Source organism: Streptomyces sp. NPDC002566, assembly GCF_042889585.1.
Classification (GTDB): Bacteria; Actinomycetota; Actinomycetes; order Streptomycetales; family Streptomycetaceae; genus Streptomyces.
The window spans coordinates 293,350-317,108 of record NZ_JBIARD010000004.1; the positions used below are offsets into that span (position 1 = coordinate 293,350).

General features: G+C 70.6%; 16 protein-coding genes. 6 read left to right on the plus strand and 10 right to left on the minus strand.

Annotated features, from left to right (window positions below):
* Positions 1–89: 89 nt before the first annotated feature.
* Positions 90–2,264 (plus strand): prolyl oligopeptidase family serine peptidase, encoded by a 2,175-nt coding sequence (locus tag ACFYXA_RS18535; protein ID WP_389033935.1) that lies wholly within the window; start codon positions 90–92, stop codon positions 2,262–2,264.
* Positions 2,265–2,432: 168 nt separating this feature from the next.
* Here ACFYXA_RS18535 and ACFYXA_RS18540 read toward each other — a convergent pair whose 3' ends face one another.
* The 7 genes from ACFYXA_RS18540 to ACFYXA_RS18570 form a co-directional block, all read right to left on the minus strand.
* Positions 2,433–3,572, minus strand: coding sequence for an ABC transporter ATP-binding protein (locus ACFYXA_RS18540; RefSeq protein WP_389033939.1), 1,140 nt, complete (start codon positions 3,570–3,572; stop codon positions 2,433–2,435).
* A gap of 13 nt (positions 3,573–3,585) precedes the next feature.
* Positions 3,586–4,647 carry an ABC transporter ATP-binding protein gene (locus ACFYXA_RS18545; RefSeq protein ID WP_352246698.1) on the minus strand — a complete coding sequence of 354 codons (1,062 nt, stop codon included), beginning with the start codon at positions 4,645–4,647 and terminating at the stop codon, positions 3,586–3,588.
* A gap of 15 nt (positions 4,648–4,662) precedes the next feature.
* Positions 4,663–5,640, minus strand: coding sequence for an ABC transporter permease (locus tag ACFYXA_RS18550; protein ID WP_352246699.1), 978 nt, complete (start codon positions 5,638–5,640; stop codon positions 4,663–4,665).
* A gap of 99 nt (positions 5,641–5,739) precedes the next feature.
* Positions 5,740–7,545, minus strand: coding sequence for an ABC transporter substrate-binding protein (locus tag ACFYXA_RS18555; RefSeq protein ID WP_351094872.1), 1,806 nt, complete (start codon positions 7,543–7,545; stop codon positions 5,740–5,742).
* Positions 7,546–7,646: 101 nt separating this feature from the next.
* Complete coding sequence (locus ACFYXA_RS18560) at positions 7,647–8,693, minus strand: ABC transporter permease (protein WP_352246701.1); 1,047 nt, start codon at positions 8,691–8,693, stop codon at positions 7,647–7,649.
* Positions 8,694–9,131: 438 nt separating this feature from the next.
* Complete coding sequence (gene typA, locus ACFYXA_RS18565) at positions 9,132–11,048, minus strand: translational GTPase TypA (protein WP_352246702.1); 1,917 nt, start codon at positions 11,046–11,048, stop codon at positions 9,132–9,134.
* Positions 11,049–11,186: 138 nt separating this feature from the next.
* On the minus strand, positions 11,187–13,310 hold the full coding sequence (locus tag ACFYXA_RS18570) for an ABC transporter family substrate-binding protein (RefSeq protein ID WP_389033948.1): 2,124 nt from the start codon (positions 13,308–13,310) through the stop codon (positions 11,187–11,189).
* 331 nt (positions 13,311–13,641) lie between these two features.
* On the opposite strand from ACFYXA_RS18570, the gene ACFYXA_RS18575 reads away from it, so the two are divergent.
* The 5 genes from ACFYXA_RS18575 to ACFYXA_RS18595 all read left to right on the plus strand — a co-directional run bounded on the left by ACFYXA_RS18575 (position 13,642) and on the right by ACFYXA_RS18595 (position 18,622).
* On the plus strand, positions 13,642–13,929 hold the full coding sequence (locus ACFYXA_RS18575) for a hypothetical protein (RefSeq protein ID WP_352246704.1): 288 nt from the start codon (positions 13,642–13,644) through the stop codon (positions 13,927–13,929).
* Positions 13,930–14,013: 84 nt separating this feature from the next.
* Positions 14,014–14,832: a hypothetical protein gene (locus ACFYXA_RS18580; protein WP_389033953.1), complete on the plus strand. Its 819-nt coding sequence runs from the start codon at positions 14,014–14,016 to the stop codon at positions 14,830–14,832.
* Between the two features lie 17 nt (positions 14,833–14,849).
* Positions 14,850–16,781 carry a fumarate reductase/succinate dehydrogenase flavoprotein subunit gene (locus ACFYXA_RS18585; protein ID WP_389033956.1) on the plus strand — a complete coding sequence of 644 codons (1,932 nt, stop codon included), beginning with the start codon at positions 14,850–14,852 and terminating at the stop codon, positions 16,779–16,781.
* Positions 16,778–17,545: a succinate dehydrogenase/fumarate reductase iron-sulfur subunit gene (locus ACFYXA_RS18590; RefSeq protein ID WP_352246707.1), complete on the plus strand. Its 768-nt coding sequence runs from the start codon at positions 16,778–16,780 to the stop codon at positions 17,543–17,545. Before ACFYXA_RS18585 ends, ACFYXA_RS18590 begins: the two co-directional genes overlap by 4 nt.
* 120 nt (positions 17,546–17,665) lie before the next feature.
* The gene (locus ACFYXA_RS18595; RefSeq protein WP_389033961.1) at positions 17,666–18,622 is read left to right on the plus strand and encodes an IS481 family transposase; all 957 of its coding nucleotides are present in this window, start codon (positions 17,666–17,668) and stop codon (positions 18,620–18,622) included.
* Positions 18,623–18,795: 173 nt separating this feature from the next.
* Here the strand turns inward: ACFYXA_RS18595 and ACFYXA_RS18600 are convergent, their stop codons facing one another.
* From ACFYXA_RS18600 to ACFYXA_RS18610, 3 genes are all read right to left on the minus strand, one after another.
* A complete protein-coding gene (locus ACFYXA_RS18600; RefSeq protein ID WP_389033964.1) occupies positions 18,796–19,995 on the minus strand; it encodes a hypothetical protein in 1,200 nt (399 codons plus the stop codon).
* 142 nt (positions 19,996–20,137) lie between these two features.
* A complete protein-coding gene (locus ACFYXA_RS18605) occupies positions 20,138–23,011 on the minus strand; it encodes a SpoIIE family protein phosphatase (protein WP_389033967.1) in 2,874 nt (957 codons plus the stop codon).
* Between the two features lie 330 nt (positions 23,012–23,341).
* The gene (locus tag ACFYXA_RS18610) at positions 23,342–23,749 is read right to left on the minus strand and encodes an ATP-binding protein (RefSeq protein ID WP_352246710.1); all 408 of its coding nucleotides are present in this window, start codon (positions 23,747–23,749) and stop codon (positions 23,342–23,344) included.
* Between the last annotated feature and the right edge of the window lie 10 nt (positions 23,750–23,759).

Genomic DNA, 23,759 nt, shown 5'->3' on the forward strand with positions numbered 1-23,759 from the left:
ACGTAGCGCCAGTGATCATAACTTCGGGTGCGCGCGCATCTCTCGGCGCACAGCCGCACAAGGGGGCGCATGGCCAATATGGTCGGGGCATGACGACCGAGTCCGACTCCTTTCCCCGACGGCACGCCCGCACCCAGCGGTTCACGCTCGGCGCGCCGCGGTCTTTCACGGTGGCCCCCGACGGCTCCCGCGTCGTGTTCCTCCGCTCGGCCTCCGGCACGGACCGGGCGAACGCGCTGTGGGTGCTCGACCCCGTCGAGGCCGGGGAGCGCGTGGCGGCGGATCCGCGCGCCCTGCTGGGCGGGGCCTCGGAGGATCTCTCCCCGCAGGAGCGGGCGCGGCGTGAGCGCAGCCGCGAAGGCGGGGCGGGCATCGTCGCCTACGCCACCGATGACGCCGTGGAGTTGGCGTCTTTCGCCTTGTCAGGGCGGCTGTTCACGGCTGAGCTGCGGGCCGGCACCGCGCGTGAACTGCCGGTCGCAGGGCCGGTGATCGACCCCCGTCCCTCGCCGGACGGCCGGCTCGTGGCGTATGTCGCGGGTGGCTCGCTGCGGGTGGTGGGCGCCGAGGGCGAGGGCGACCGGGCGCTGGCCGAGCCGGAGTCGGAGTCGGTTTCCTATGGATTGGCCGAGTTCATCGCGGCCGAGGAGATGGGGCGTTCGCGGGGTTTCTGGTGGGCTCCCGAGTCGGACCGGTTGCTGGTGGCGCGGGTCGACGACGCGCCGGTGGAGCGGTGGTGGATCTCGGACCCGGCGCAGCCGAAACGTGACCCACACCACGTGCCGTATCCGGCTGCCGGTACGGCCAACGCGGAGGTGCGGCTGTTCGTCCTCGGCCTCGACGGGGTGCGCACGGAGGTCAGCTGGGACCGTGCGCGGTATCCGTACCTGGCGCGAGTGCACTGGTCAGCGGCGGGTGCGCCGCTGCTGCTCGTACAGGCGCGCGACCAGCGCAGTCAGCTGTTCCTGGCGGTGGACACCGACTCCGGGGCCACCCGTATGGTGCATGCCGACGAAGATCCGATTTGGCTGGATCTTTTCCCCGGGGTGCCGTGCTGGAGCCCCTCCGGGCATCTGGTGCGGATCGCCGACGAGGGCGGCGCGCGGGTGCTCTCGGTGGGCGGGCGGCCGCTGACGGGGGCGCAGTTGCATGTGCGAGCGGTGCTGGACGTGACGGCCGAGGACGTGCTGGTGGCGGCGTCGGCCGGGGAGGCCGCGGAACACCCGGAGACCGGCGAGGTGCACGTCTACCGCGTCAACGAACTGGGTGTCGAGCGCCTTTCGAGGGAACCGGGTGTGCACTCGGCGGTGCGCGCCGGGGGCGTGACCGTACTGGTGTCGGCGACGCTCGACCGGCCGGGGAGTCAGGCGCGGATGCTGCGCGAGGGCGGCCGGAGGGAAAGGGGGGCGCAGGCGGCCCCGGGCGCGGCTTCGGGCGTCACGATCCGGTCGTTCGCGGAGGATCCCGGCCTGTCCCCACGCGTGTTCCTCACCGAGGGGGGCGCACGGCGCATCCCGTGCGCCGTGGTTATGCCAACGGACTACCCCGGTGACGTCTCGCCCGCCTCCGCTCCCCCGCTCCCCGTCCTCCTGGACCCCTACGGCGGCCCGCACGGCCCCCGGGTGCTCGCCGCGCACAACGCGCACCTGACCTCGCAGTGGTTCGCCGACCAGGGCTTCGCGGTGGTCGTCGCGGACGGACGCGGCACGCCCGGCCGCTCCCCGGGCTGGGAGAAGGCGATCCACCAGGACTTCACCGTCGCCCTCGACGACCAGATCGAGGCGCTCCAGGACCTCGCGAAGCGGTACCCGCTGGACCTGTCCCGGGTGGCGATCCGCGGCTGGTCCTTCGGCGGCTGGCTGGCCGGCCTGGCGGTGCTGCGCCGCCCCGACGTCTTCCACGCGGGCATCGCGGGCGCGCCGGTCACCGACTGGCGGCTGTACGACACCCACTACACCGAGCGGTACCTCGGCGACCCGGCCACGGCGGCGCGGGCGTACGCCGAGAGCTCCCTCGTGACCGACGAGGGGCTCTCCTCGCCCGCCGAGCCGCACCGCCCGCTGATGATCGTGCACGGCCTCGCCGACGACAACGTGGTCGTCGCGCACGCCCTGCGGCTGTCCTCGGCCCTGCTGGCCGCCGGCCGCCCGCACGAGGTGCTCCCGCTGTCGGGGGTCACCCACATGACCCCGCAGGAACAGGTCGCCGAGAACCTGCTCCTGCTCCAGGTGGACTTCCTCAAGCGCTCGCTGGGGCTTTCCTAGAGCATGGCGGCGGGCCGGGGAGCGTGATGCTCCCCGGCCCGCTTACGGCACCCGCACGGCCGTACGCCGTTCAGCCTGACGCGTCCGTATATCGGGACGACGTCAGCCAAGTTGCCTGCTTGTTAACGCAGTTGCAGTGCAAACAACACACCGCGCTGCGCCCCTGGGTCACTCCTTCGCGGCCTTGCCCGGCTCCGCGGCCGCCTCGGCCTCCAGGGCCTTCAGCGCCGGGTCCAGGACGACGTCCTCGGCACGGGCCTCGGTGGTCGGGTCCTCCGGGAAGTGGCAGGCCGTCAGGTGGCCCTCACGGTTGCCGGAGAGCTGGACCAGCGGCGGCTCCTCGGTGGCGCACTTGTCCTGCGCCTTCCAGCACCGGGTGCGGAACCGGCAGCCGGACGGCGGGTGGATCGGCGAGGGGACGTCACCGGCGAGGCGGATCCGCTCCCGGCTGTCCTCCCCGTCCAGCTCCACCTCCGGCACCGCCGACAGCAGCGCGTGCGTGTAGGGGTGGCGGGGGCGGTTGTAGATGGAGTCGCGGTCGCCGACCTCGACCACCTTGCCGAGGTACATGACCGCGACGCGCTGCGAGAAGTGCCGGACGACGGCCAGGTCGTGGGCGATGAAGAGGAAGGCGATGCCCATCTCCTCCTGCACCTGCTTGAGCAGGTTGACCACCTGGGCCTGGATGGAGACGTCCAGCGCCGAGACCGGCTCGTCCGCCACGATCAGCTTCGGGTTCAGGGAGAGCGCGCGGGCCACGCCGATGCGCTGGCGCTGGCCGCCGGAGAACTCGTGCGGGAAGCGGTTGTAGTGCTCGGGGTTGAGGCCGACCAGCTCCAGCAGCTCCCGGACCTTCTTCTCCCGGCCGCCCTCGGGCTCGATCCCGTTGACCTCCATCGGCGACTTGATGATCGTGCCGACGGTTTGCCGAGGGTTCAGCGAGGAGTACGGGTCCTGGAAGATCATCTGGATCTCGGACCGCACCGGCGCCAGCTGCCTGCGCGAGGACTTGGTGATGTCCTGGCCGGCGTAGGTGATCTTGCCGCCGGTCGGGTCCAGCAGGCGGGTGATGAGCCGGCCCGTGGTCGACTTGCCGCAGCCCGACTCGCCGACGAGGCCGACGCTCTCGCCCACGCCGACCGTCAGGTCTACGCCGTCGACGGCCTGGACGGCGCCGACCTTGCGCTTGATCGGGAAGCCGCCGTAGATGGGGAAGTGCTTGGTGAGGCCTTCGACGGTCAGCAGCGGCTCGGGCGCGGTGGAGCCGGCGGAGTCCTGCGGCGTCGGGAGGGTGAGGTTGTCGCTCATGTCTCGGTACTCCCTAGCGCAGCCGGGGCTGGATCTTGTCGATGAAGATGGCCTGCTTCTGCTCGGCCGTCAGATGGCAGGCGGACGCCCGGCCCTCGCCCAGCGGCGGGCGGCTGTCGGTGCACAGGGTGCCCGGCACCTCGTCCTTGAAGGCGCACCGCGGGTGAAAGGGGCAGCCGGAGGGCGGGTTGAGCAGCGAGGGCGGCGAGCCGGGGATCGGCACGAGCGCCTCGTCCACGTCGCTGTCCAGTCGCGGCATCGAGCTGAGCAGCCCCCAGGTGTAGGGGTGGCGGGGCGCGCTCATGACCTCGCGCACGGTGCCGCGCTCCACGGCCCGGCCCGCGTACATCACCAGCAGGTCGTCGGCCATGTTGGAGATCACGCCGAGGTCGTGGGTGATGAAGATGATCGCGGAGCCGAACTCCTGCTGGAGGTCCTTGAGCAGGTCCAGGATCTGGGCCTGCACGGTCACGTCCAGCGCGGTGGTGGGCTCGTCGGCGATCAGCAGCTGCGGGTCGCACATCAGCGCCATGGCGATCATCGCGCGCTGGCGCATACCGCCGGAGAACTGGTGCGGGTAGTCGTCGAAGCGCGCCTTGGGCTGCGGGATGCCGACCTTCTCCAGCATCTGGATCGCCCGGGCCTTCGCCTCCTTCTTGGAGGCGCCCATGTGCTTGATGTACGGCTCGGACAGCTGCCGGCCCACCGTGTAGTACGGGGACAGCGCGGTCAGCGGGTCCTGGAAGATCATCGCCATCTTGTTGCCGCGGAGCCGCTCCAGCTCCTTCTCCGAGGCGGTGACGAGTTCCTGGCCGTCGAGGACGATCTCGCCGTCGACGGTGGTGCTGCGGGGGTTGTGAAGGCCGAGGACCGTCAGGTTGGTGACGGACTTGCCGGAGCCGGACTCGCCGACGATGCCCAGGGTCTTGCCGCGCTCGACGTCGAAGGACAGGCCGTCGACCGCCTTGACGATGCCGTCCTCGGTGGAGAACCGCACCTTCAGATCACGCACCGACAGAAAGCTCTCCGGGCCGGTGGGGGCCGGGGCGTCCTCGGTCTTGGTCAGTGTGGTCACGGTGGTTCGTTCTTCCTAGGAGAGCCGGACGCGCGGGTCGATGTAGGCGTACGCGATGTCGGTGAGGATGTTGAAGATCAGGATGAAGAAGGCACCGAACAGCATGACGCCCATGGTCAGCGGCAGGTCCTTGGTCTGCGCGCCGTCGACGGCGAGGCGGCCGATCCCCTGGAGGGAGAAGGTGAGCTCGGTGACCACGGCGCCGCCCAGCATGCCGCTGATGTCCATACCGAGAACGGTGACGATCGGGATGAGCGAACCGCGCCAGGCGTAGCGGAAGAACACGTACTTGCGGGGCATGCCCTTGGCGCGGGCGGTGCGCACGTGCTCCTCGGAGAGCTGCTCGATCATCGACGAGCGGGCCATACGCGTGTACTGGGCGGTGAAGATGGTGGCCATCACCAGTGTGGGCAGCAGCATGCCCGTGAACCAGGCGACCGGGTCCTCGGTGATCGGGTGGTACTGGGAGTTCTCCATCCAGCCCGTGCTGTAGACGAAGATGATCAGGACGATCGGGCCGAGGAAGTAGATCTGGAACGAGCTGAGCACCATCGACCCGCCGGTGGCGAGCTTGTCGACGAACGAGCCGCGCTTGTACGCGGCGAGCATGCCCGCGCCGACGCCGACGACGAGGAAGACGACCGCGCCGCCCAGGGTGAGGGTCAGGGTGGTCGGGAAGCGGTCCAGGATGGTGGACCAGACCGGGTCGCCCGAGTAGAACGACATGCCGAGGCAGGGCGCGTCGCAGTGCCCGGCGGGGAAGTCACGGCCCATCACGATGCCGGTCATGAAGTCCCAGAACTGCGTGTGCAGCGGCAGGTTCAGGCCGAGAGCCGTACGGATGTCCTCGAGTCGCTGCGGAGAGCAGTCCTTGCCACAGGCCAGGGACGCGTAGTCGGAGGGCGCGGCGACGAACAGGAAGAACGTGGCGGCGCCGATGAGGAACAGGGTGACGACGGCACCGACCGTGCGCCGGATGATGAACTGAAACATGGCGGGGAGGCTGCTCTCTGCGGAGACGGTGGGAGGTTTCACGGAGGTGCGGGGGCGCGCTCCGCCTGGTGCGCGCCCCCGCCGATCAGCCGTAGAGAGTTACGACTTCAGGAAGATGCGGTTGATGTCCAGCAGGCTGGACACCGAGCCGTAGCGGGTTCCGCCGACGTTGGAGCCGGAGAGCTGGAACTGCTTCGTGTACCACAGCGGAGCGGACGGCAGGACGGTCTCCAGCAGGTAGTGCTGGGCCTCCTTCCAGGTCTTCGCGGCCTCGACCGGCTCCTGGGTCAGCGCCTTCTGGATGAGGGCCTTGACCTTCGGGTCCTTGGTGTGCGAGTAGTTCGGCGAACCGTCGGAGACCAGGCTCGGGTCGTAGATCGGCGTGATCACGGTGCCCGCCGACGGCCAGTCCTGGCCCCAACCCGTGATGTAGATGTCGTACGGGTTGTTGACCTTGCCGATCTGCTCGTAGTAGCTCGCGGAGTCGACCTCCTTGGAGACGACCTCGAAGCCCGCCTTGGTCAGCGCGTCCTCGATGGCGACCTTGCGCTTCTGGCCGGCCGAGCTGTTGGAGTAGGCGAAGACGAGCTTCTTCTCGGCGGCCGGGATGTCCTTCAGGAGCTCCTTGGCCTTGGCCACGTTGCCCTGGGGGGTCTTCAGACGGCCGTACGGGTCGTACTTGGGCTCGTAGCCCGGCAGGGTCGGGGCGAAGTAGTTAGGGGCCACGTCACCGCCGTAGACACCGCCCTCACCGGCGATGAGGGACTTGGAGTTCACCGCGTAGGTGACGGCCTCGCGGACCGCCTTGTTCTTCACCCGGTCCAGGTTGAAGCTCAGCTGCATGACGTAGGGCTGGTAGCCCTTCACCGTGCGGGAGTTGACCGACGGGGTGCTGATGACCTTCTGGATCTGGGTGGCCTCGACCGCGCCGGTGAGCTGGATGGCGTTCTTGTCGCCGCCCTGGTCGGCGATCAGACGCTGGGTCTGGGTGGCCTCGGTGACGCCGAACTGGAAGTTGAAGCCGTCCGGGTACTGGTGGCGCACGGAGTCGGTCTTCGGGTCCCAGTTGGTGTTCTTGACGAGCACCAGGGACTTGCCGGCCTTGTACGAAGCGATCTTGTACGGGCCCGTGGCGACCGGGGCCTTGTCGTACTTCTCCTTCGTGTCCGTCTTCGCCGGGACGATGCCGTAGCCGGCCATGGCCAGCGTCTGCGGCAGGTCGGGGCGGGCGGTGTCGAAGTGGAAGATCACCGTCTTCGCGTCCGGGGTGTCCAGCACGGTGGCCGGCAGGTGCTTGCCGTCGAAGCCGCCGCCCGGCAGGAGCTTGCGGTAGTCCGCCTCGTACTTCTTGCCCGCGAGCCAGGTCTGCAGGTAGGGCGGGCCGTCGAAGATGAACTTCGCGAACTGGCGCTCGACGGTGTGGCGGACGTCGGCCGAGGTGATCACGTTGCCGTTGGCGTCCTTGACGCCGTCCTTCAGCGTGAAGGTCCAGGTCTTGCCGCCGTCGGAGGACTTGCCCGAGTCGGTGGCGATGTCGCCGGCGACCGAGACGTTGCCCTTGTCGTCCTCCTGGAACTGGGTCAGGCGGCGGAAGAGCAGGTTGGCGACCTGACCGGCGTCCGAGACGTAGATCTGGCTCGGGTCGAGGTGGGAGAGGCCCGCCTCCTGGTAGACCGTGACCGTGCCGCCGCTCTTGGCGCCGGGGATCTCCTTGGCGGGACCGGTGGAGCCCGCCGCGTCGCTGTACGTGACCGGCTTCGACTGGGTCGCGGCTTCCGCCTGGTCCTTCTTGGAGTCGCCGCTGGACTTGCTGCCCTTGTTCTCGGAGCAGCCCGTGAGCGCCAGCGAGCCGGCCGCGATGGCGACCACGACGGCACGCGCCCTGCGTGAGGTGAACGGCTTCATGATGGCGAAAACACCTACCTGTCGGTTGTTATCCATGAGTACTGCCTGACGCGGCTGGTAGGCCGACGCGGGGGCGGCAGTCACCCCCCACCAATGGACGGTTACCGCCCGGACTTGGGGTCGAAGGCGTCCCGCACCGAGTCTCCGAGGAGGTTGAAGGCCAGGACGAAGATCACCAGCGCCACGCCCGGGAAGAAGATGAAGGCGGGGTCCTGCTGCGCGTAGCTGGAGCCGGCCGCGAACAGACGGCCCCAGTCCGGGGTCGGCTCGACGAAGCCGACGCCCGCGAAGGACAGGAAGGCGATGGTGAGGATGGTGCTGGGCAGCTGGTACGTGAACTGCACCAGGATCGGCGTGACCACGTTGGGCAGGATCTCCTTGCGGACGATCCGGCCGGGCGAGGCCCCGGAGACCTTCGCCGCCTCCACGAACTCGCGCTCCCGCAGGGACAGCACGGTGGAGCGGACCAGTCGGGCCATGCTCATCCAGCCCAGCAGCCAGAGCACGATCAGCATCGCCAGCGCCCGGAAGTAGGTGGGCGTCTCCTCCCGCGGGTCCACGAAGAACGAGGTCACCACGGGCATGAAGGCGATGAAGAACAGCTGCTGCGGGAAGGACAGGAAGAAGTCCGTGACCCGGCCGATCCAGTAGTCGGTACGGCCACCGAAGTAGCCGCCGATCAGGCCGATGACGATGCCCGTCGTCATCAGCAGGGTGGTCACGCCGAGCGCCATGAACAGCGAGGTGCGCATGCCGTAGACCAGCATGGCGAACACGTCACGGCCGAACTGCGGCTCCACACCGAACCAGTGGTCCCCCGAGATCCCCCCGAACCACCCCAGAGGCAGCCCGAACTCGTCCAGGACGGGCTTGTCCGAGTAGGTCGGGTCCTGGCCGTACAGCGTGTACGGGTCGGTCCCGCTCAGCTTGACCAGCAGCGGCGCCGCCAGCGCGATGACGAAGTAGATAATCACTACCCACGCGCAGATGACACCGGTACGGTCACGCTTGAAGCGCTGCCACATCAACTGGCCGGGAGAACGGCCCTCGAGCTTCTTCTCGTCCTTGGCGGGAACGGGGTTCGGCTCGAGCTCGGGCTCCAAGGCGATCGACGGCCCGGTGCCCTCAGCCTTGGCTGGACTGGTCATGTTTGTTCTTCCCCCGGGGGGTTGAGAGTTGAGCGCAGCACAGATACCGGCAGGTTCTGTGGTTTGGGGGAACTTTCGCCAAAGTGTTCAACGCGCGTCAAGGGCGGAAGACATAGGGATCTCCCTACCGCCGATATTTTGAGGAAAAATTGCGCAGACCGACACCTGAGCGCGCTTGACAGCCAGGATGAACAACCGTCAAAACGGACATTAACTGACAGGTTTCGGTTTACATGTCCGAAACGCGATCGCTGATTCACCGGTATCCGGACTGCGCCGTCCGGGTGATGGTCCGTCACCCGGACACGCCGTCGCCCACCCCTGGGGACGACCCGCCGGCCGGCTGCCCGGCGGCATGCCTGAGGCCCGGCCCGCCGGACAGGGCGGACCGGGCGACGAGGGATGCGCAGAGGGCGCCCGCCGGGGCGCCGTCCGGCGTCAGCCGTGCTTGGCGCGGCTCGCGGTGCGGGCGCGGTCGCGCTGGTCGAGGACGACCTTGCGGATGCGGACCGCCTCCGGGGTCACCTCGACGCACTCGTCGTCGCGGCAGAACTCCAGGGACTGCTCCAGCGACAGCTTGCGCGGCGGAACGATCGCCTCGAACGAGTCGGCCGAGGACGACCGCATGTTCGTGAGCTTCTTCTCCTTGGTGATGTTCACGTCCATGTCGTCGGAACGCGAGTTCTCACCGACGATCATGCCCTCGTACACCTCGGTGCCCGGGTCGGTGAACAGCACACCGCGCTCCTGGAGGTTCGTCATCGCGAACGCGGTGACGGCGCCGGAGCGGTCGGCGACCAGGGAGCCGTTGTTACGGGTCTGGAGCGTGCCGAACCAGGGCTCGAAACCCTCGTGGATGGAGTGGCCGATACCCGTGCCACGGGTCTGGGTCAGGAATTCGGTACGGAAGCCGATCAGACCGCGCGAGGGCACCACGAACTCCATGCGCACCCAGCCGGAGCCGTGGTTGGACATGTTGTCCATCCGGCCCTTGCGGACGCCCATGAGCTGGGTGACGGCGCCCATGTGCTCCTCGGGCACGTCGATCGTCATGCGCTCGACCGGCTCGTAGGTCTTGCCGTCGACTTCCTTGGTGACCACCTGGGGCTTGCCGATGGTCAGCTCGAAGCCCTCGCGGCGCATCTGCTCGACCAGGATGGCGAGCGCCAGCTCACCGCGGCCCTGGACCTCCCAGGCGTCCGGACGCTCGGTGTCCAGCACGCGCAGCGAGACGTTACCGATCAGCTCGCGGTCGAGGCGGTCCTTGACCTGGCGGGCGGTGACCTTGCGGTCCTTGACGACCGCCTTCGCGTCGGCGCCCTTGCCGGTGCCGCCACGGCCGACCAGCGGGGAGGTGTTGGTGCCGATGACCATGGAGATGGCCGGCTCGTCGACCGTGATCAGCGGCAGCGGGATCGGGTTCTCGGGGTCCGCGAGGGTCTCACCGATCATGATCTCCGGGATACCGGCGACGGCGCAGATGTCACCCGGGCCGGCCTTCTCGGCGGGCTTGCGGGTGAGCGCCTCGGTCATCATCAGTTCGGTGATGCGAACGTTGCTGATGGAGCCGTCACGCTTGATCCAGGCGACCGTCTGGCCCTTGCGCAGCTCGCCCTGCTCGACGCGGAGCAGCGCGATACGGCCCAGGAAGTTGTCGGCGTCCAGGTTGGTGACGTGGGCCTGGAGCGGGGCGGCCTCGTCGTAGGTCGGGGCCGGGATGTGCTCCAGGATGGTGGAGAAGAACGGCTCCAGGCTGGTGGAGTCGGCCGGGACCGTGCCGTTCTCCGGCTTGGTCAGCGACGCGATGCCGTCACGGCCGCAGGCGTACACGATCGGGAACTCGATCTGCTCCTCGTCCGCGTCCAGGTCGAGGAAGAGGTCGTAGGTCTCGTTGACGACCTCGTCGATCCGGGAGTCCGGGCGGTCCGTCTTGTTGATGCACAGGATGACGGGCAGCCGCTGCTGGAGCGCCTTGCGGAGCACGAAGCGGGTCTGCGGCAGCGGGCCCTCGGAGGCGTCGACGAGGAGGACGACACCGTCGACCATCGACAGACCGCGCTCGACCTCGCCGCCGAAGTCGGCGTGGCCGGGGGTGTCGATGATGTTGATGGTGATCGGCTCGCCGCCGTCCTTGGGGTGGTACTTCACCGCCGTGTTCTTGGCGAGGATCGTGATGCCCTTCTCACGCTCCAGGTCGTTCGAGTCCATCATGCGGTCGTCGACGGAGTCGAGCTGGTGGGCGGCGAAGGCCCCGGCCTGCTTCAGCATGCCGTCGACGATGGTCGTCTTGCCGTGGTCGACGTGGGCGACGATGGCTACGTTGCGGATGTCGTGACGTGTTGCGGACACGGCCATAAAGCGGCGTTCTCCCGGAGTGTGAGGAAGGCCTGCACGTACGTCTGTGTTACGCGGGCCCTGCCGGGCTTGACATGCCACGGCCTCACCCCATGGTACGTGGCCCGGCGGGGGGCGTTCTCCGCAGGGCCACGGGGGTCACTTCGCCGACGGCTTCGCCGGACCCGCGGCGCCCTTCTTCAGGAAGCCCATGTCCTCGTAGACGGGGGTCTGGAAACCGAACGCTCCGGCGTTGGCGAGGTTCTTGCGCACCGCCGTGAGCTGGGGGCGCTGGTAGAGGGGAATCGATCCGGCGGCGGCCCAGATCCGGGCGTCGGCCTTGCGGATCAGGGACCGCCGCTCCTCCTCGTCCAGGGTGGAGACCGCCTGGTCGAACAGCTGGTCCACCTGGTCGGTGCCGACCCGGGTGTAGTTCTGCTCGACGGTGAGCGACCCGTCGGCGGCCGGGACCGGCTTGGCGTAGATCGGCCGGGCGTCGGTGGCCGGGAACGCCGAGGCCGGCCAGGAGTACAGGGCGAGGTCGTACTGGCCGGAGGCGATGTGGTCCTTGAAGTAGCTGTCGTCGGCGACCTTGGTGACCTCGGTCCTGATGCCGACCTTCTCCAGCATGGACACGATCCGCGCGGCGACGGTGTGCAGGGGCGCCGAGCCCGGCCCGGACGGCAGCACGAACCGCAGGGTGAGCGCCTTGCCGTCCTTGGCGAGGCCGCCGTGCGCCGCGCCGGCCGGGGCGGCCGTGCCCCGGGGGGCGTACGCGCCGGGCGCGCCGTGCTTGTTGACGTACTGCTTGCCGTCCTGGGCGAGCTGCCGTCCGCCCTCCTCGCCGGCCGCCGTGCCGCGCAGGTGCCCCTGTTCCCGGCCCGCCTTGTCGTCCTCGCCGACGATGTACGTGCCGTCGTCGCCGCCCGCGGACTCCTTCTGCGAGGAGCGCGCGCCGGCCTTGCCGCCCTCGGAGCCGGCCGCCTTCTCGGCCTTCTTCTCCTCCTTCACCGGGCCGCCCGGCACCCAGCCGGCGTCCGCGAGCAGGGCCCGCGCCTCCTTGGCGTCCTGCCCGCCGAGGGCGCCGCTGCCGTCGGCGTACGCCTCCTGCCCGGACAGCGCGAGGTGGCTGCCGACGGGCACGGCGGGCAGGCCCAGCGGCCCGAGGACCGCCTTCGCCAGATCCGCCCGGTCCAGCGCCCGGGCCACCGCGCGGCGCACCCGTTCGTCGGCGAGCGGGCCGTCGGCGCCGTTCAGGGCGAGCTGGGTGTAGGCGGGCTCCAGCGACTTGCGCACCTCGTACTCGCCCAGCGTCGCGTCCGCCGCGTCGCCCTGTGCAGGGGGGTTCGGCGCCTTGGCGGCGGTGCGTCCGGAGCCGGTGGTGCTCAGCGGTCCCGCCGCGCCCCGGGCGGCCTCCTCGACGCGGCGGGCGGCGGCCGGGTCGATCTCGGCGAGGTCGACGGAGCCGGCGGCGAGGGCGTCGGCGCGCCGCTCACGCGGCACGGCCGTCAGCGCGATCTCGGAGAGCTTCGCGGGCTCGCCCCACCAGCGCGGGTTGCGGGTCAGCAGGATGCGGCCGCCGGGGCGGTCCACCTGCTCGATGCCGAAGGGCCCGGCGGTCACCTTGAGCTTGCCGCGCGCCCCGTCGTTGAAGGAGTCGGGGGTGCCCATGACGTCCTTCGGGTAGAGCGGGGTGAACAGCGAGCGCCAGTCGGCGTAGGCGCGGCTGAAGGTGACCTTGACCTCCAGGTCGTTCTTGCCGCGTTCGACCTTCTCGATCCGGTCGTAGCCGGCGTTGCGGGCGGTCCAGTAGGCACTGTCCTTGCCGGACAGGGCGCGCCACTGGGCGGCGAAGTCGGCGGCGCCGATCTCCCGGCCGTCGCTCCACACGGCCTGCTGGGCGAGCCGGTAGAGGACGACCTGCTTGGGCTCGGTGTCGACGACCTCGGCGGACTCCAGGTAGTCGGTGTTCAGCCGCGGCCGGCCGTCGGCGTCGAGCCGGAACATCGACGGCAGGACGGCCTGGGCGACCCGGGAGGTGGTGGCGTCGGCGTCCGCCTGGAAGGTGTTGAAGGTCTCCGGCACGGTGTCGACCGCCCAGCGCAGTGTGCCGCCGTCGGCGACCTGGGAGCGGGCGGCCGCGGCGATGTCCTGCGCGGCGAGCGGCTTTCCGGCCGGGTCCTCGGAGCCGCAGGCGGTCAGCGTGGTCACCGCGAGGACGCCCGCGGTGAGGAAGGCGACCGAGCGCATGACCGCGCGCGGGCCGACGCCGTCATAGGACATGTCCGGTACCTCCGGGAGCCGCTGCCGCCCGTGACACGCGTGCGTTATGTTCACATTCGGCGGTATTTTGGAGTTGATCAGATCTACGGCCCACTGAAGAGGAAAGGCTTCCTCAGCCGGGGGCGACACGGCGGCGCGGGGGCGCAAGCCCACCCGTGCGGAGCAAAGCGCGCTCCCGGCGCACACAGAGCGCGTACGGGCGTGCGGCAAGGCGCGCACAATCCGCCAATCGCCGCACACGCCTTCACATCACCCGTGTGACGCGCAACACTCGCTGGCGCATGAGCGTCGCCGTCCAGGGCCCGCGGGTCCGCGGAAGTGAGGTCACGTCATGTCCGTGCACGACGATCTGACAGCGGTACAGCGCTGCCTCGACGACCTGTCCCGCTCGGTGGGCCGTCTGGAGCAGCAGCTCGGCAGCGGCGGGCTGGAGATGCGCCGCGTCCGCGCCGACGCCGACCATCTGCGGGAGAGCGTCGCCCTGCTGCGCGCGGCGGCCGCGTCGCCCGGCGCGGCGGACAGGCCCCCGCTGGTCACCATCTCCGACACCCCCTACGACGACAGCCTGTGGGTGGACACCGACGACGAGGGCTTCGGCGCGCGCCGGCACGCGCCCTGATCCGACCCGGCCGGCCCGCTGCGGGCCCGACGCCGGCTGCCGCGCTCCGGAGACGAACCGATCCCCGAAAGGTGCGTCCTTACGTTGGCCACAGGCACGGAACCCCGTCCCCCGAGCGGCGTGCGCACCCCGACGCGCGCCGCCATCACCGCCCCCCATCTGCGCACCGACCGCTGGTGGCTGGCCCCCGCCGTCACCGCCGCCGGACTCCTCGCCTTCATCGTGTACTCGACCTGGCGGGCCTTCTCCGACGCCCACTACTACGCGGCGCCGTACGTCTCGCCGTTCTACTCGCCCTGTCTGGCCGAGCGCTGCGAGCCGATGCACGCCGGCCCGAACTGGGAGATCTTCGGCAGCTGGTGGGGCATCTCGCCCGCGATCATCATCCTGATCTTCCCGCTGGGCTTCCGGCTGACCTGCTACTACTACCGCAAGGCGTACTACCGGGGCTTCTGGGCCTCCCCGCCGGCCTGCGCGGTCGCCGAACCGCACCGCCGGTACACCGGCGAGACCCGCTTCCCGCTGATCCTGCAGAACGCCCACCGCTACTTCTTCTACGCGGCGCTCCCCGTCGCGGGCATCCTCACCTACGACACGGTGCTCGCCTTCCGCGACGAGCACTACGCGTGGGGCCACATGGGCCTGGGCACCCTCGTCTTCCTGGTCAACATCGTGCTGATCTGGGCGTACACGCTCTCCTGCCACTCCTGCCGGCACATCGTGGGCGGCAAGCTCAAGCACTTCTCCAGGCATCCCGTGCGCTACCGGCTGTGGCAGTGGGCGGGGAGGCTGAACGCCCGCCACATGCAGCTGGCCTGGGCGTCGCTGGTCAGCGTCGCGCTCGCCGACTTCTACGTGTACCTGGTCGCCTCGGGCGCCTTCGCCGATCCGCGCTTCTTCTAGACGAGTGGGGCTTTGTGATGTCCGTGGTCGACCGGCAGGAGTGGGACGTCGTCGTGGTCGGGGCCGGCGGCGCCGGTCTGCGCGCCGCCGTCGAGGCGCGTGAGCGGGGCGCGCGCACGGCCGTGATCTGCAAGTCGCTGTTCGGCAAGGCGCACACCGTGATGGCCGAGGGCGGCATCGCGGCGGCCATGGCCAACGCCAACGAGCACGACACCTGGCAGGTGCACTTCCGCGACACCATGCGCGGGGGCAAGTTCCTCAACCAGTGGCGGATGGCCGAGCTGCACGCGCGGGAGGCGCCGCAGCGGGTGTGGGAGCTGGAGACCTGGGGCGCCCTGTTCGACCGCACCGCGGACGGCCGGATCTCCCAGCGCAACTTCGGCGGCCATGAGTACCCGCGCCTGGCGCACGTCGGAGACCGCACCGGCCTGGAGCTGATCCGCACCCTCCAGCAGAAGATCGTCGCCCTCCAGCAGGAGGACTTCAAGGAGACCGGCGACCACGAGTCCCGCCTCAGGGTCTTCCAGGAGTGCACGGTCACCCGGATCCTCAAGGACGGCCCCCGCGTCAGCGGGGTCTTCGCCTACGAGCGTGAGAGCGGCCGCTTCCTCGTCCTCGAAGCCCCCGCCGTCGTGATCGCGACCGGCGGCATCGGCAAGTCCTTCAAGGTGACGTCGAACTCCTGGGAGTACACCGGCGACGGCCACGCGCTCGCCCTGCTCGCGGGCGCGCCCCTGCTGAACATGGAGTTCGTGCAGTTCCATCCGACGGGCATGGTCTGGCCGCCGTCGGTGAAGGGCATCCTCGTCACCGAGTCCGTGCGCGGCGACGGCGGGGTGCTCAAGAACTCCGAGGGCCGGCGGTTCATGTTCGACTACATCCCGGACGTGTTCAAGGAGAAGTACGCCGAGTCCGAGGACGAGGCCGACCGCTGGTACGACGACCCCGACCGCAACCGGCGGCCCCCCGAACTGCTCCCCCGCGACGAGGTCGCCCGCGCCATCAACGCCGAGGTGAAGGCGGGCCGGGGCTCACCGCACGGAGGCGTCTTCCTCGACGTGTCCACGCGGATGCCCGCCGAGGTCGTCAAGCGGCGGCTGCCGTCGATGTACCACCAGTTCAAGGAGCTCGCCGACGTCGACATCACCGCGGAGGCGATGGAGGTCGGCCCGACCTGCCACTACGTGATGGGCGGCATCGCCGTCGACTCCGACACGGCCGCCGCGCGCGGGGTGCTCGGGCTGTACGCGGCCGGTGAGGTGGCCGGCGGGATGCACGGCTCCAACCGGCTCGGCGGCAACTCCCTCTCCGACCTGCTGGTGTTCGGCCGCCGGGCGGGACTGCACGCCGCCGAGTACGCGGCGGCCCTCGCCGCGGCCCGCCCCCCGGTCGACGACACCCAGGTCGACCTGGCCGCCGCGGAGGCCCTGCGCCCCTTCTCCGCCGAGGAGCCCTCGGGGGCGCCCGCGGAGAACCCGTACACCCTCCACCAGGAACTCCAGCAGACGATGAACGACCTGGTCGGCATCATCCGCCGGCAGGGCGAGATGGAGCAGGCCCTGAAGAAACTGGCGGAGCTGCGGGTACGGGCCCGGCGGGCCGGCGTCGAGGGCCACCGCCAGTTCAACCCGGGCTGGCACCTCGCCCTGGACCTCAGGAACATGCTGCTGGTGAGCGAGTGCGTGGCGCGGGCCGCGCTGGAACGCACCGAGTCGCGCGGCGGCCACACCCGTGAGGACCACCCGGCGATGGAACGCGCCTGGCGCAACGTCAATCTGCTGTGCCGGCCCGCCGAGCCGGCCGCCGGACCGGAGGGCGCCGCCGACCCGTCCCGCGGGCAGATCGTCCTGTCACGGGAGACCACCGAACCCGTCCGCCCCGACCTGCTCGCCCTCTTCGAGAAGGAGGAGCTGGTCAAGTACTTCGCCGAAGAGGAGCTGTACGGATGAGCGGCTACCAGGCCCACTTCAGAGTGTGGCGCGGCGACGTCGAGGGCGGCGGCCTGAAGGACTTCGAGGTCGAGGTCAACGAGGGCGAGGTGGTCCTCGACATCGTGCACCGCCTCCAGGCCACCCAGGCCCCCGACCTCGCCGTGCGCTGGAACTGCAAGGCAGGCAAGTGCGGTTCCTGCTCGGCCGAGGTCAACGGACGGCCCCGGCTCATGTGCATGACCCGCATGTCCGTCTTCGGCCGCGACGAGACGATCACCGTCACACCGCTGCGCGCCTTCCCGGTCGTCCGCGACCTGGTCACCGACGTCGGCTTCAACTACCGCAAGGCCAGGGAGATCCCGTCGTTCGTGCCGCCGGAGGGGGTGGCTCCCGGCGAGTACCGCATGTTCCAGGAGGACGTGGACCGGTCGCAGGAGTTCCGCAAGTGCATCGAGTGCTTCCTGTGCCAGGACACCTGCCATGTGGTCCGCGACCACGAGGAGAACAAGCCGGTCTTCGCGGGGCCCCGCTTCCTGATGCGGATCGCGGAGCTGGACATGCACCCGCTGGACGCGGCCGAGGAGAGCGGCCTCGACCGCAGGAAGACCGCCCAGGACGCCCACGGTCTCGGCTACTGCAACATCACCAAGTGCTGCACGGAGGTCTGTCCCGAGGGCATCAAGATCACCGACAACGCCCTGATCCCCCTGAAGGAGCGTGCCGTCGACCGCAAGTACGACCCCCTGGTGTGGCTGGGCGACAAGATCCGCCGGCGGAGCTGACGCTCCGCGGGGACCTAGGTGTATTGATCATGAGCGTTGTTGACACTCGCCGGTGCTTGATCATGGCGAAGACCTCCGGTGTGGTGGAGCTGTCTAGGACTGCACCGCACGGAGGTCTTCGTGTCCCACCGTAATGCCCGGCTGACCGTTCACGGCAGGCGCCTGCTCGTCGAACGTGTCTCCGGTGGCCGCCCCGTCGCGCACGTCGCGGCCGAAATGGGCATCTGCCGTGCCACCGCCCACAAGTGGATCCGCCGCTGGCGTGCGGAGGGCGAACAGGGGCTGCACGACCGCTCCAGCCGCCCCCGTACGACACCACACCGCACTGCGGCAGCAGTCGAGGCCCGGGTCTGCATGCTGCGGCAGGCACGCAAACTCGGACCGGCTCGCCTCGGACCGATGCTGAACCTGCCGGCCTCGACGGTGCACCGGATCCTGGTCCGCCACGGCCTGAACCGCCTGGCCTTCCTGGACCGGCCCACCGGCCAGGTCATCCGCCGCTACGAGCGTGATCGGCCCGGCGAACTCATCCACGTCGACGTCAAGAAACTCGGCCGTATCCCGGACGGCGGCGGCCACAAGACACTGGGCCGCCAAGCGGGCCGAGCCACCCGCAGCAAGATGGGCTTCGACTACGTCCACTCCGCCGTCGACGACCACAGCCGCCTGGCATACAGCGAGATCCACGGCGACGAGAAGGCCGCCACCTGCGCCGGCTTCCTCCGCCGGGCCGCGGACTTCTTCGCCGCCTGCGGCATCGACCGCATCGAGCGGGTCCTGACCGACAACGCCTGGCCCTACCGCAAGAGCTTCGCCTGGCGCCAGGCGCTGGCCGACCTCGGCGCGGCCGGCAAGCTCACCCGCATCTACCGGCCGCAGACCAACGGCAAGGTCGAACGCTTCAACCGCACCCTGCTCGACGAATGGGCCTACCTACGGCCCTACACCAGCAACAACGAGCGGACCGCAGCCCTCGACGACTTCCTCCACGGCTACAACTACCATCGCTGCCACACCGCACTCGAAGGCCAGCCACCCATCAGCCGTGTGAACAACGCTGCGGGTCAATACAACTAGGGCGTGTTTCGAAAGTAGCGTCGTCCGCCCGAAGGGCGGGCCCGGCGGCGTCTGGTGCGTGCGATCGCAAGGCGGAGGGTCGCCCCGATACTGGATGTATCGGGGCGATCCCGACAACGCGGCGAGCGTGCGTGCCAGGCGTCGCCGGGCAGGCGGGACTTTCGAAACACGCCCTACCGGACCCAGCCGTCCTGGTAGGCCTGCCAGTCCTTCTCCTGTGCGGCGAAGTCGACGTAGGCGGCGACGCCGAAGTTGCGCCGGTCCGCGTCCGTGCGGGACAGGCCGAGGCGTACGCCGCGGACGGCGCCGGCGACGGTCTCCGCGTGTTCCCAGTGGCCGAACCCCTTCTGGTGGTAGAAGGGCAGGCCCATCAGCAGGTCGGTGGTCTCCGGGGTGACCTCCAGGGCCAGGGAGGTCTGCTGGGCGACATAGCCGCCGTACGTGCTCTCCAGCGGCTGCATGGTGTCGTACGACATGAGCGCGATCTGGTCCACGCGGCGGGCGACCTGGCCGAAGAACCGCTGCGACCACCACTTCGGGTGGCCGGTGAGCGTGCCCCGGGCGGTGTGGAGGCCCGGCAGCGGGTCGATCTGGTGGGCGGCGACGGAGAGCGGGACGCCCCGGGCCGCGGTGACGGCGTGCAGGGCGTCGAGGAGGGTGAGGTAGTCGGCGTCGTCGGAGTGCAGGGGCTCCAGGTCGAAGTGGGCGCCCTCGAAGCCGGCGGCGAGGATCTCGCGGGTTGACCGCACCACGGCGGCCCGGGTCGGGGCGCTCTCCAGCCGCATGCCGCCGGCCCCCTCGCTGGCGAGGACGTCGCCCAGCCAGGCCTGGACCCTGATCCCGGGCATCTCGCGGTGCGCGGCGGTCAGGAACCAGCGGGCGTTCGGGTACGCCGACGCGGGCAGTGTGCCGTCGTGCTCCAGAGGGCCTGCGTGGACGTAGAGGTCGCGGATGCCGGAGCGCTTCAGCCGGGCGGCGAGGGCGGTGACGTCGGCGTCCTGCTTACGGCCGTCGACCCAGGCGTGGCCGAGCCAGAGGGCGTCCTTGCCCCGGGTGAACGTGCCGTCGGCCGGGTCCCCCATGTAGTTCACGCGCAGGGCGGTGAGGGCGGCGAGGAGGGGGAGGAGAAGGATCAGGGAGACGGCGAGGGCCAGGCGGCGGAGCAGGCGGCGTCGCTTGCTCGGCGGGGGCGTGGCGGGTTGGGCTTCCTCGGTGGGCTGTGCTTTCCCGGTGGGCTGGGCTTCCTCGGTCGGTCGTGGCTCCTCGGTCGGTCGTGGCTCCTCGGTCGGTCGTGATTCCTCGGTCGGTTGTGCCTCTTCTTCCGGTCGTCTCTTCTCGGCCGCGGGCTCGTCGGTCTGCGGCGAGCTGTCCATCACGGTCCCCCTTCTGGCGCGCGCGTGCGTGCGGGTGGCGCACGACGTGCTGCCCGGCGGTGCGGCCGGAGCGGTGTGGCCGACGTTGCCGAAGAGGACGAGGGGAACGGGTGTTCCGGTTGCGATCACGCGGGACCGCGGGTCAGAACAGGCTGAGCAGCGCCTCCGCGGGGTCCGTGAGCGTCGTCTCCCCGTCGGGGAGGGGGAGTTCGAACCAGACGGTCTTGCCGCGCGGGGTGCGCCGGGAGCCCCAGGCCGCGGAGAGCAGGCCGACCAGTTGGAGGCCCCGGCCGCCCTCGTCGGTGTCGCGGGCGCGACGGCGGCGCGGCTGGACAAGACCGGCGTCCCAGACCTCGCAGACGAGGGTGCGGTCGAGCAGCAGCCGTAGCCGGATCTCGCCCTCGCCGTACCGCAGCGCGTTCGTCACCAGCTCGCTGACCAGCAACTCCGTGGTGTCCACGAGCTGTTCGAGGCCCCATGCCAGCAGTTGGGTGCGCGCGTGCTCGCGGGCCCGGCCCACACTGCGCGGCTCGCGCGGCAGGGTCCAGTCGCCGACCGAGTCGACGGGCAGGCCCTGGACACGTGCCATCAGCAGGGCGATGTCGTCCTCGCCGTGGTGGGTGTCGAGGGTGTTGAGGACGTGGTCGCAGACGTCCTCCAGCGGCCTGGACGGGTCGGTGAGCGCGCCGACGAACGCCTGGAGCCCCTCGTCGAGCGGATGGTCGCGGGACTCGACAAGGCCGTCCGTGTAGAGCGCGAGCAGCGCGCCCTCGGGCAGGTCGACCTCCACCTCCTCGAAGGGCTCGCCCCCGACGCCGAGCGGCATGCCCGGCGGCACGTCGAGCATCAGCGCCGCCTCGCCGGGTTCCACCAGCACCGGCGGGAGGTGGCCCGCGTTGGCGAAGGTGCACCGGCGGGTGACGGAGTCGTAGACCGCGTACACGCAGGTCGCGAGGTACACCTCGGACAGGTCGGCCTCGCGGGGGCGGCGGGCCGCGCGGGTCGCCTGCTGGACCCCGCCGGGGGTGCCGAGGCCGCGTGCGATCTCGTCCAACGCCGAGAGCACTTCCGCCGGTTCGAGGTCGAGCAGCGCCAGCGTGCGGACTGCGGTGCGGAGTTCACCCATGGCGACCGCGGCGCGCAGCCCGCGCCCCATCACGTCGCCGACGACCAACGCCGTACGGTGGCCGGGCAGTTCGATGACGTCGAACCAGTCGCCGCCGACCTCGCTGGGGCGGCCGGTGGAGACGCTGCCCGGCAGGTAGCGGCAGGCGATGTCCAGTCCGGAGGCGACCGGGTCGCCGGGCGGCAGCAGGGACCGTTGCAGTATCAACGCCCGCTCGTGCTCACGGCGGTACAGGCGCGCGTTGTCGATGCACACCGCCGCCCGCGCCGCGAGCTCCACGGCCAGGTCCCGGTCGCGGTCCCCGAACGGCTCGCTGCCCTTGGTCCGCGAGAACTGCGCGAGTCCTACGACGGTGTCGTGCGCGACCATCGGGACGGCGAGCGTGGACTGCACGGCCCCGCCCTCCTCGCCGGGGATGTACTGCGGGCGTGCGGTGCGCAGGGCGTCCGCGCACTGGGAGTTGAAGGGGTAGTGGTGGACCGCGCCGACGGCGACGGGGGTGCCGCCGGCGGCGAACGGGGCGTCGGAGACGGCGGACGCGAAGGCGACGCGGCGCAGTTCGGCGCTGCCGTCGGCGAGGCCGTGCGGGGTCTCGTCGCCGACCAGGAGGCCCTGGTAGAGGTCGACGGTGGCCAGGTCGCAGAAGCCGGGCACGACCACGTCGAGGAGTTCGCGCGCGGTCGTCTCCAGGTCGAGGGAGTTCCCTATGCGGGCCCCCGCGTCGTTGAGAAGGGCGAGATTGCGCCGGGCGGCGGCGGCCTCGCGGGCGGCCTCGCGGCGGGCGGTGATGTCGATGCCGAGCCAGGCGATGCCGATCGGCCGGCCCGAACCGCTGTGCACGCGGTAGAGGTTGATGGACCAGTGGCGGCGCTCGTCGGAGTCCGGCACGAACCCGGTGACGTGCATGTCCGTGATGGAGTCGCCGGTCTGCAGCACCCGGCGCAGGATCGCGCTGACCCGCTCGGCCTCGGAGCGGGGCAGGTAGTCGTGGACGCCCTTGCCGCGGTGGTCGTCGGGGGTGCCGCCGAAGAGGGAGGCGAAGCGGTGGTTGGCGCGCCGGACCCGCAGGTCGGGGTCGATCAGCAGGAAGCCGAAGGGCGATTGGCCGAAAATCGCCTGCGAGGCGGCGAGGTCGGTCTCGATGCTGCGCAGGGTGCGGACGTCGACGACTATGCAGACGGCGGCCTTCTCGCCCTCCTGGGTGCGCGTCGGCATGACGTACACCTCGGCGAGTCCGTCCTCGCCGCGCCGGCCGTCGTCGGTGTCGGGCATCCGGAAGGGGACGACGCCGGTCCACTCGCGGCCGTCGAGGATCTCGGCCATCTTGCGCTGGCCGTGTTCGCGCAGGTCGGGGTCGATGAACGCGTCGATGGGATCCATGCCGACGGCCCGCCCGGCGGGGATGCCGAAGATCTGCTCGGCGCGCAGGCTCCACTGGTCGACGAGTCCGTCGGGGCCGATCGAGAACGAGGCGACCCTGATGTAGTCGTAGATCGAGCCGGGCGGACTGCTCTGCCACATGGCGTCCGCGGGCTGGGCCTCACCGCCGAGTGCGCCGAGACCGCCGAGGCCGTCGTGGCCGAACGGGGTGTGAGCGGCGGGTTCGTCGCGGCCCGGGTTTCCGTCGGTGCCGGGGTTTCCGTCGGTGCCGGAGTTTCCGTCGATGCCGGGGTCGGTGTTCGTTCCGGTGTTTCCGCTCCGGCCGCCGTTTTCGCCCCGGCGTTCCCGACAGCGGCCCTCGCCCTCACCGTCGCCGTCGGTCACGTCGGCGTGTCCGGCGTCCCGCCCGGCGTCGCGACCGACGCCGGCGGCGAGTTCACCCGCGGCCTTCGCCCTCGCGCCGTCCGACGGGTCCTCGGACTCCGTGGCCTTCGCTGGTATCTCGCTCACGCGAACCGTCCCCTCCAGCTCACCGCGCCCGGCACCGGTCACCGGGGGCGGCTGCCCGCAGTATCCAGCACTACGGCGCCGCGCGGCACGGTGTTCACGATCACAGCTCGGTCCCACTGTTTTCCGGACCGTTCCGTGACAACACTGCCAGTCTTCTAACCAGCGGACCCGTGGTCGAACCACACCTTCCGGCACGGGTCGCCGGGGAGGCGTCCGGGAGCCGCCGGCCGGGGCGCGACGCACGGGCGGGCGCCGGCGCGACAGGCATCGCGCGCGGGCCTCCGGAGCCCCAGCCTTCCAGACGCGGCCCGGCTCCCGTGGGCTTCCGGCTCAACCGGGCACGGCCAGTTCGAACCACACCGTCTTGCCGATGCCTCCGGGGCGGGTGCCCCAGCGGCGCGAGGAGGAGGCGACCAGCTGCAGCCCCCGGCCGCCCTCGTCGTCCAGCTCGGCGACGCGCTCGTGCGGCGGATCGGGCAGCGGGTCGGAGACCTCCACCAGCAGGACGCCGTCCAGTCCGGCCGGGCGGATCAGCCGGACGCCGATGGGGCCGGTGGCGTGCCGCAGCGCGTTGGTCACCAGTTCGCTGACCAGCAGGGCGGCGAGGTCGCCGAGACTCTCGAGGCCCCAGCCGCGCAACTGCCCTCGGACAGCGCCGCGAGCCGTGCGCACCGCTCCCGGATCCGCGGGGAAGGTCCACTCGGCGCGCTCGCCTCCGCTGTCGATCACGCCGATCACATCCCGGGCC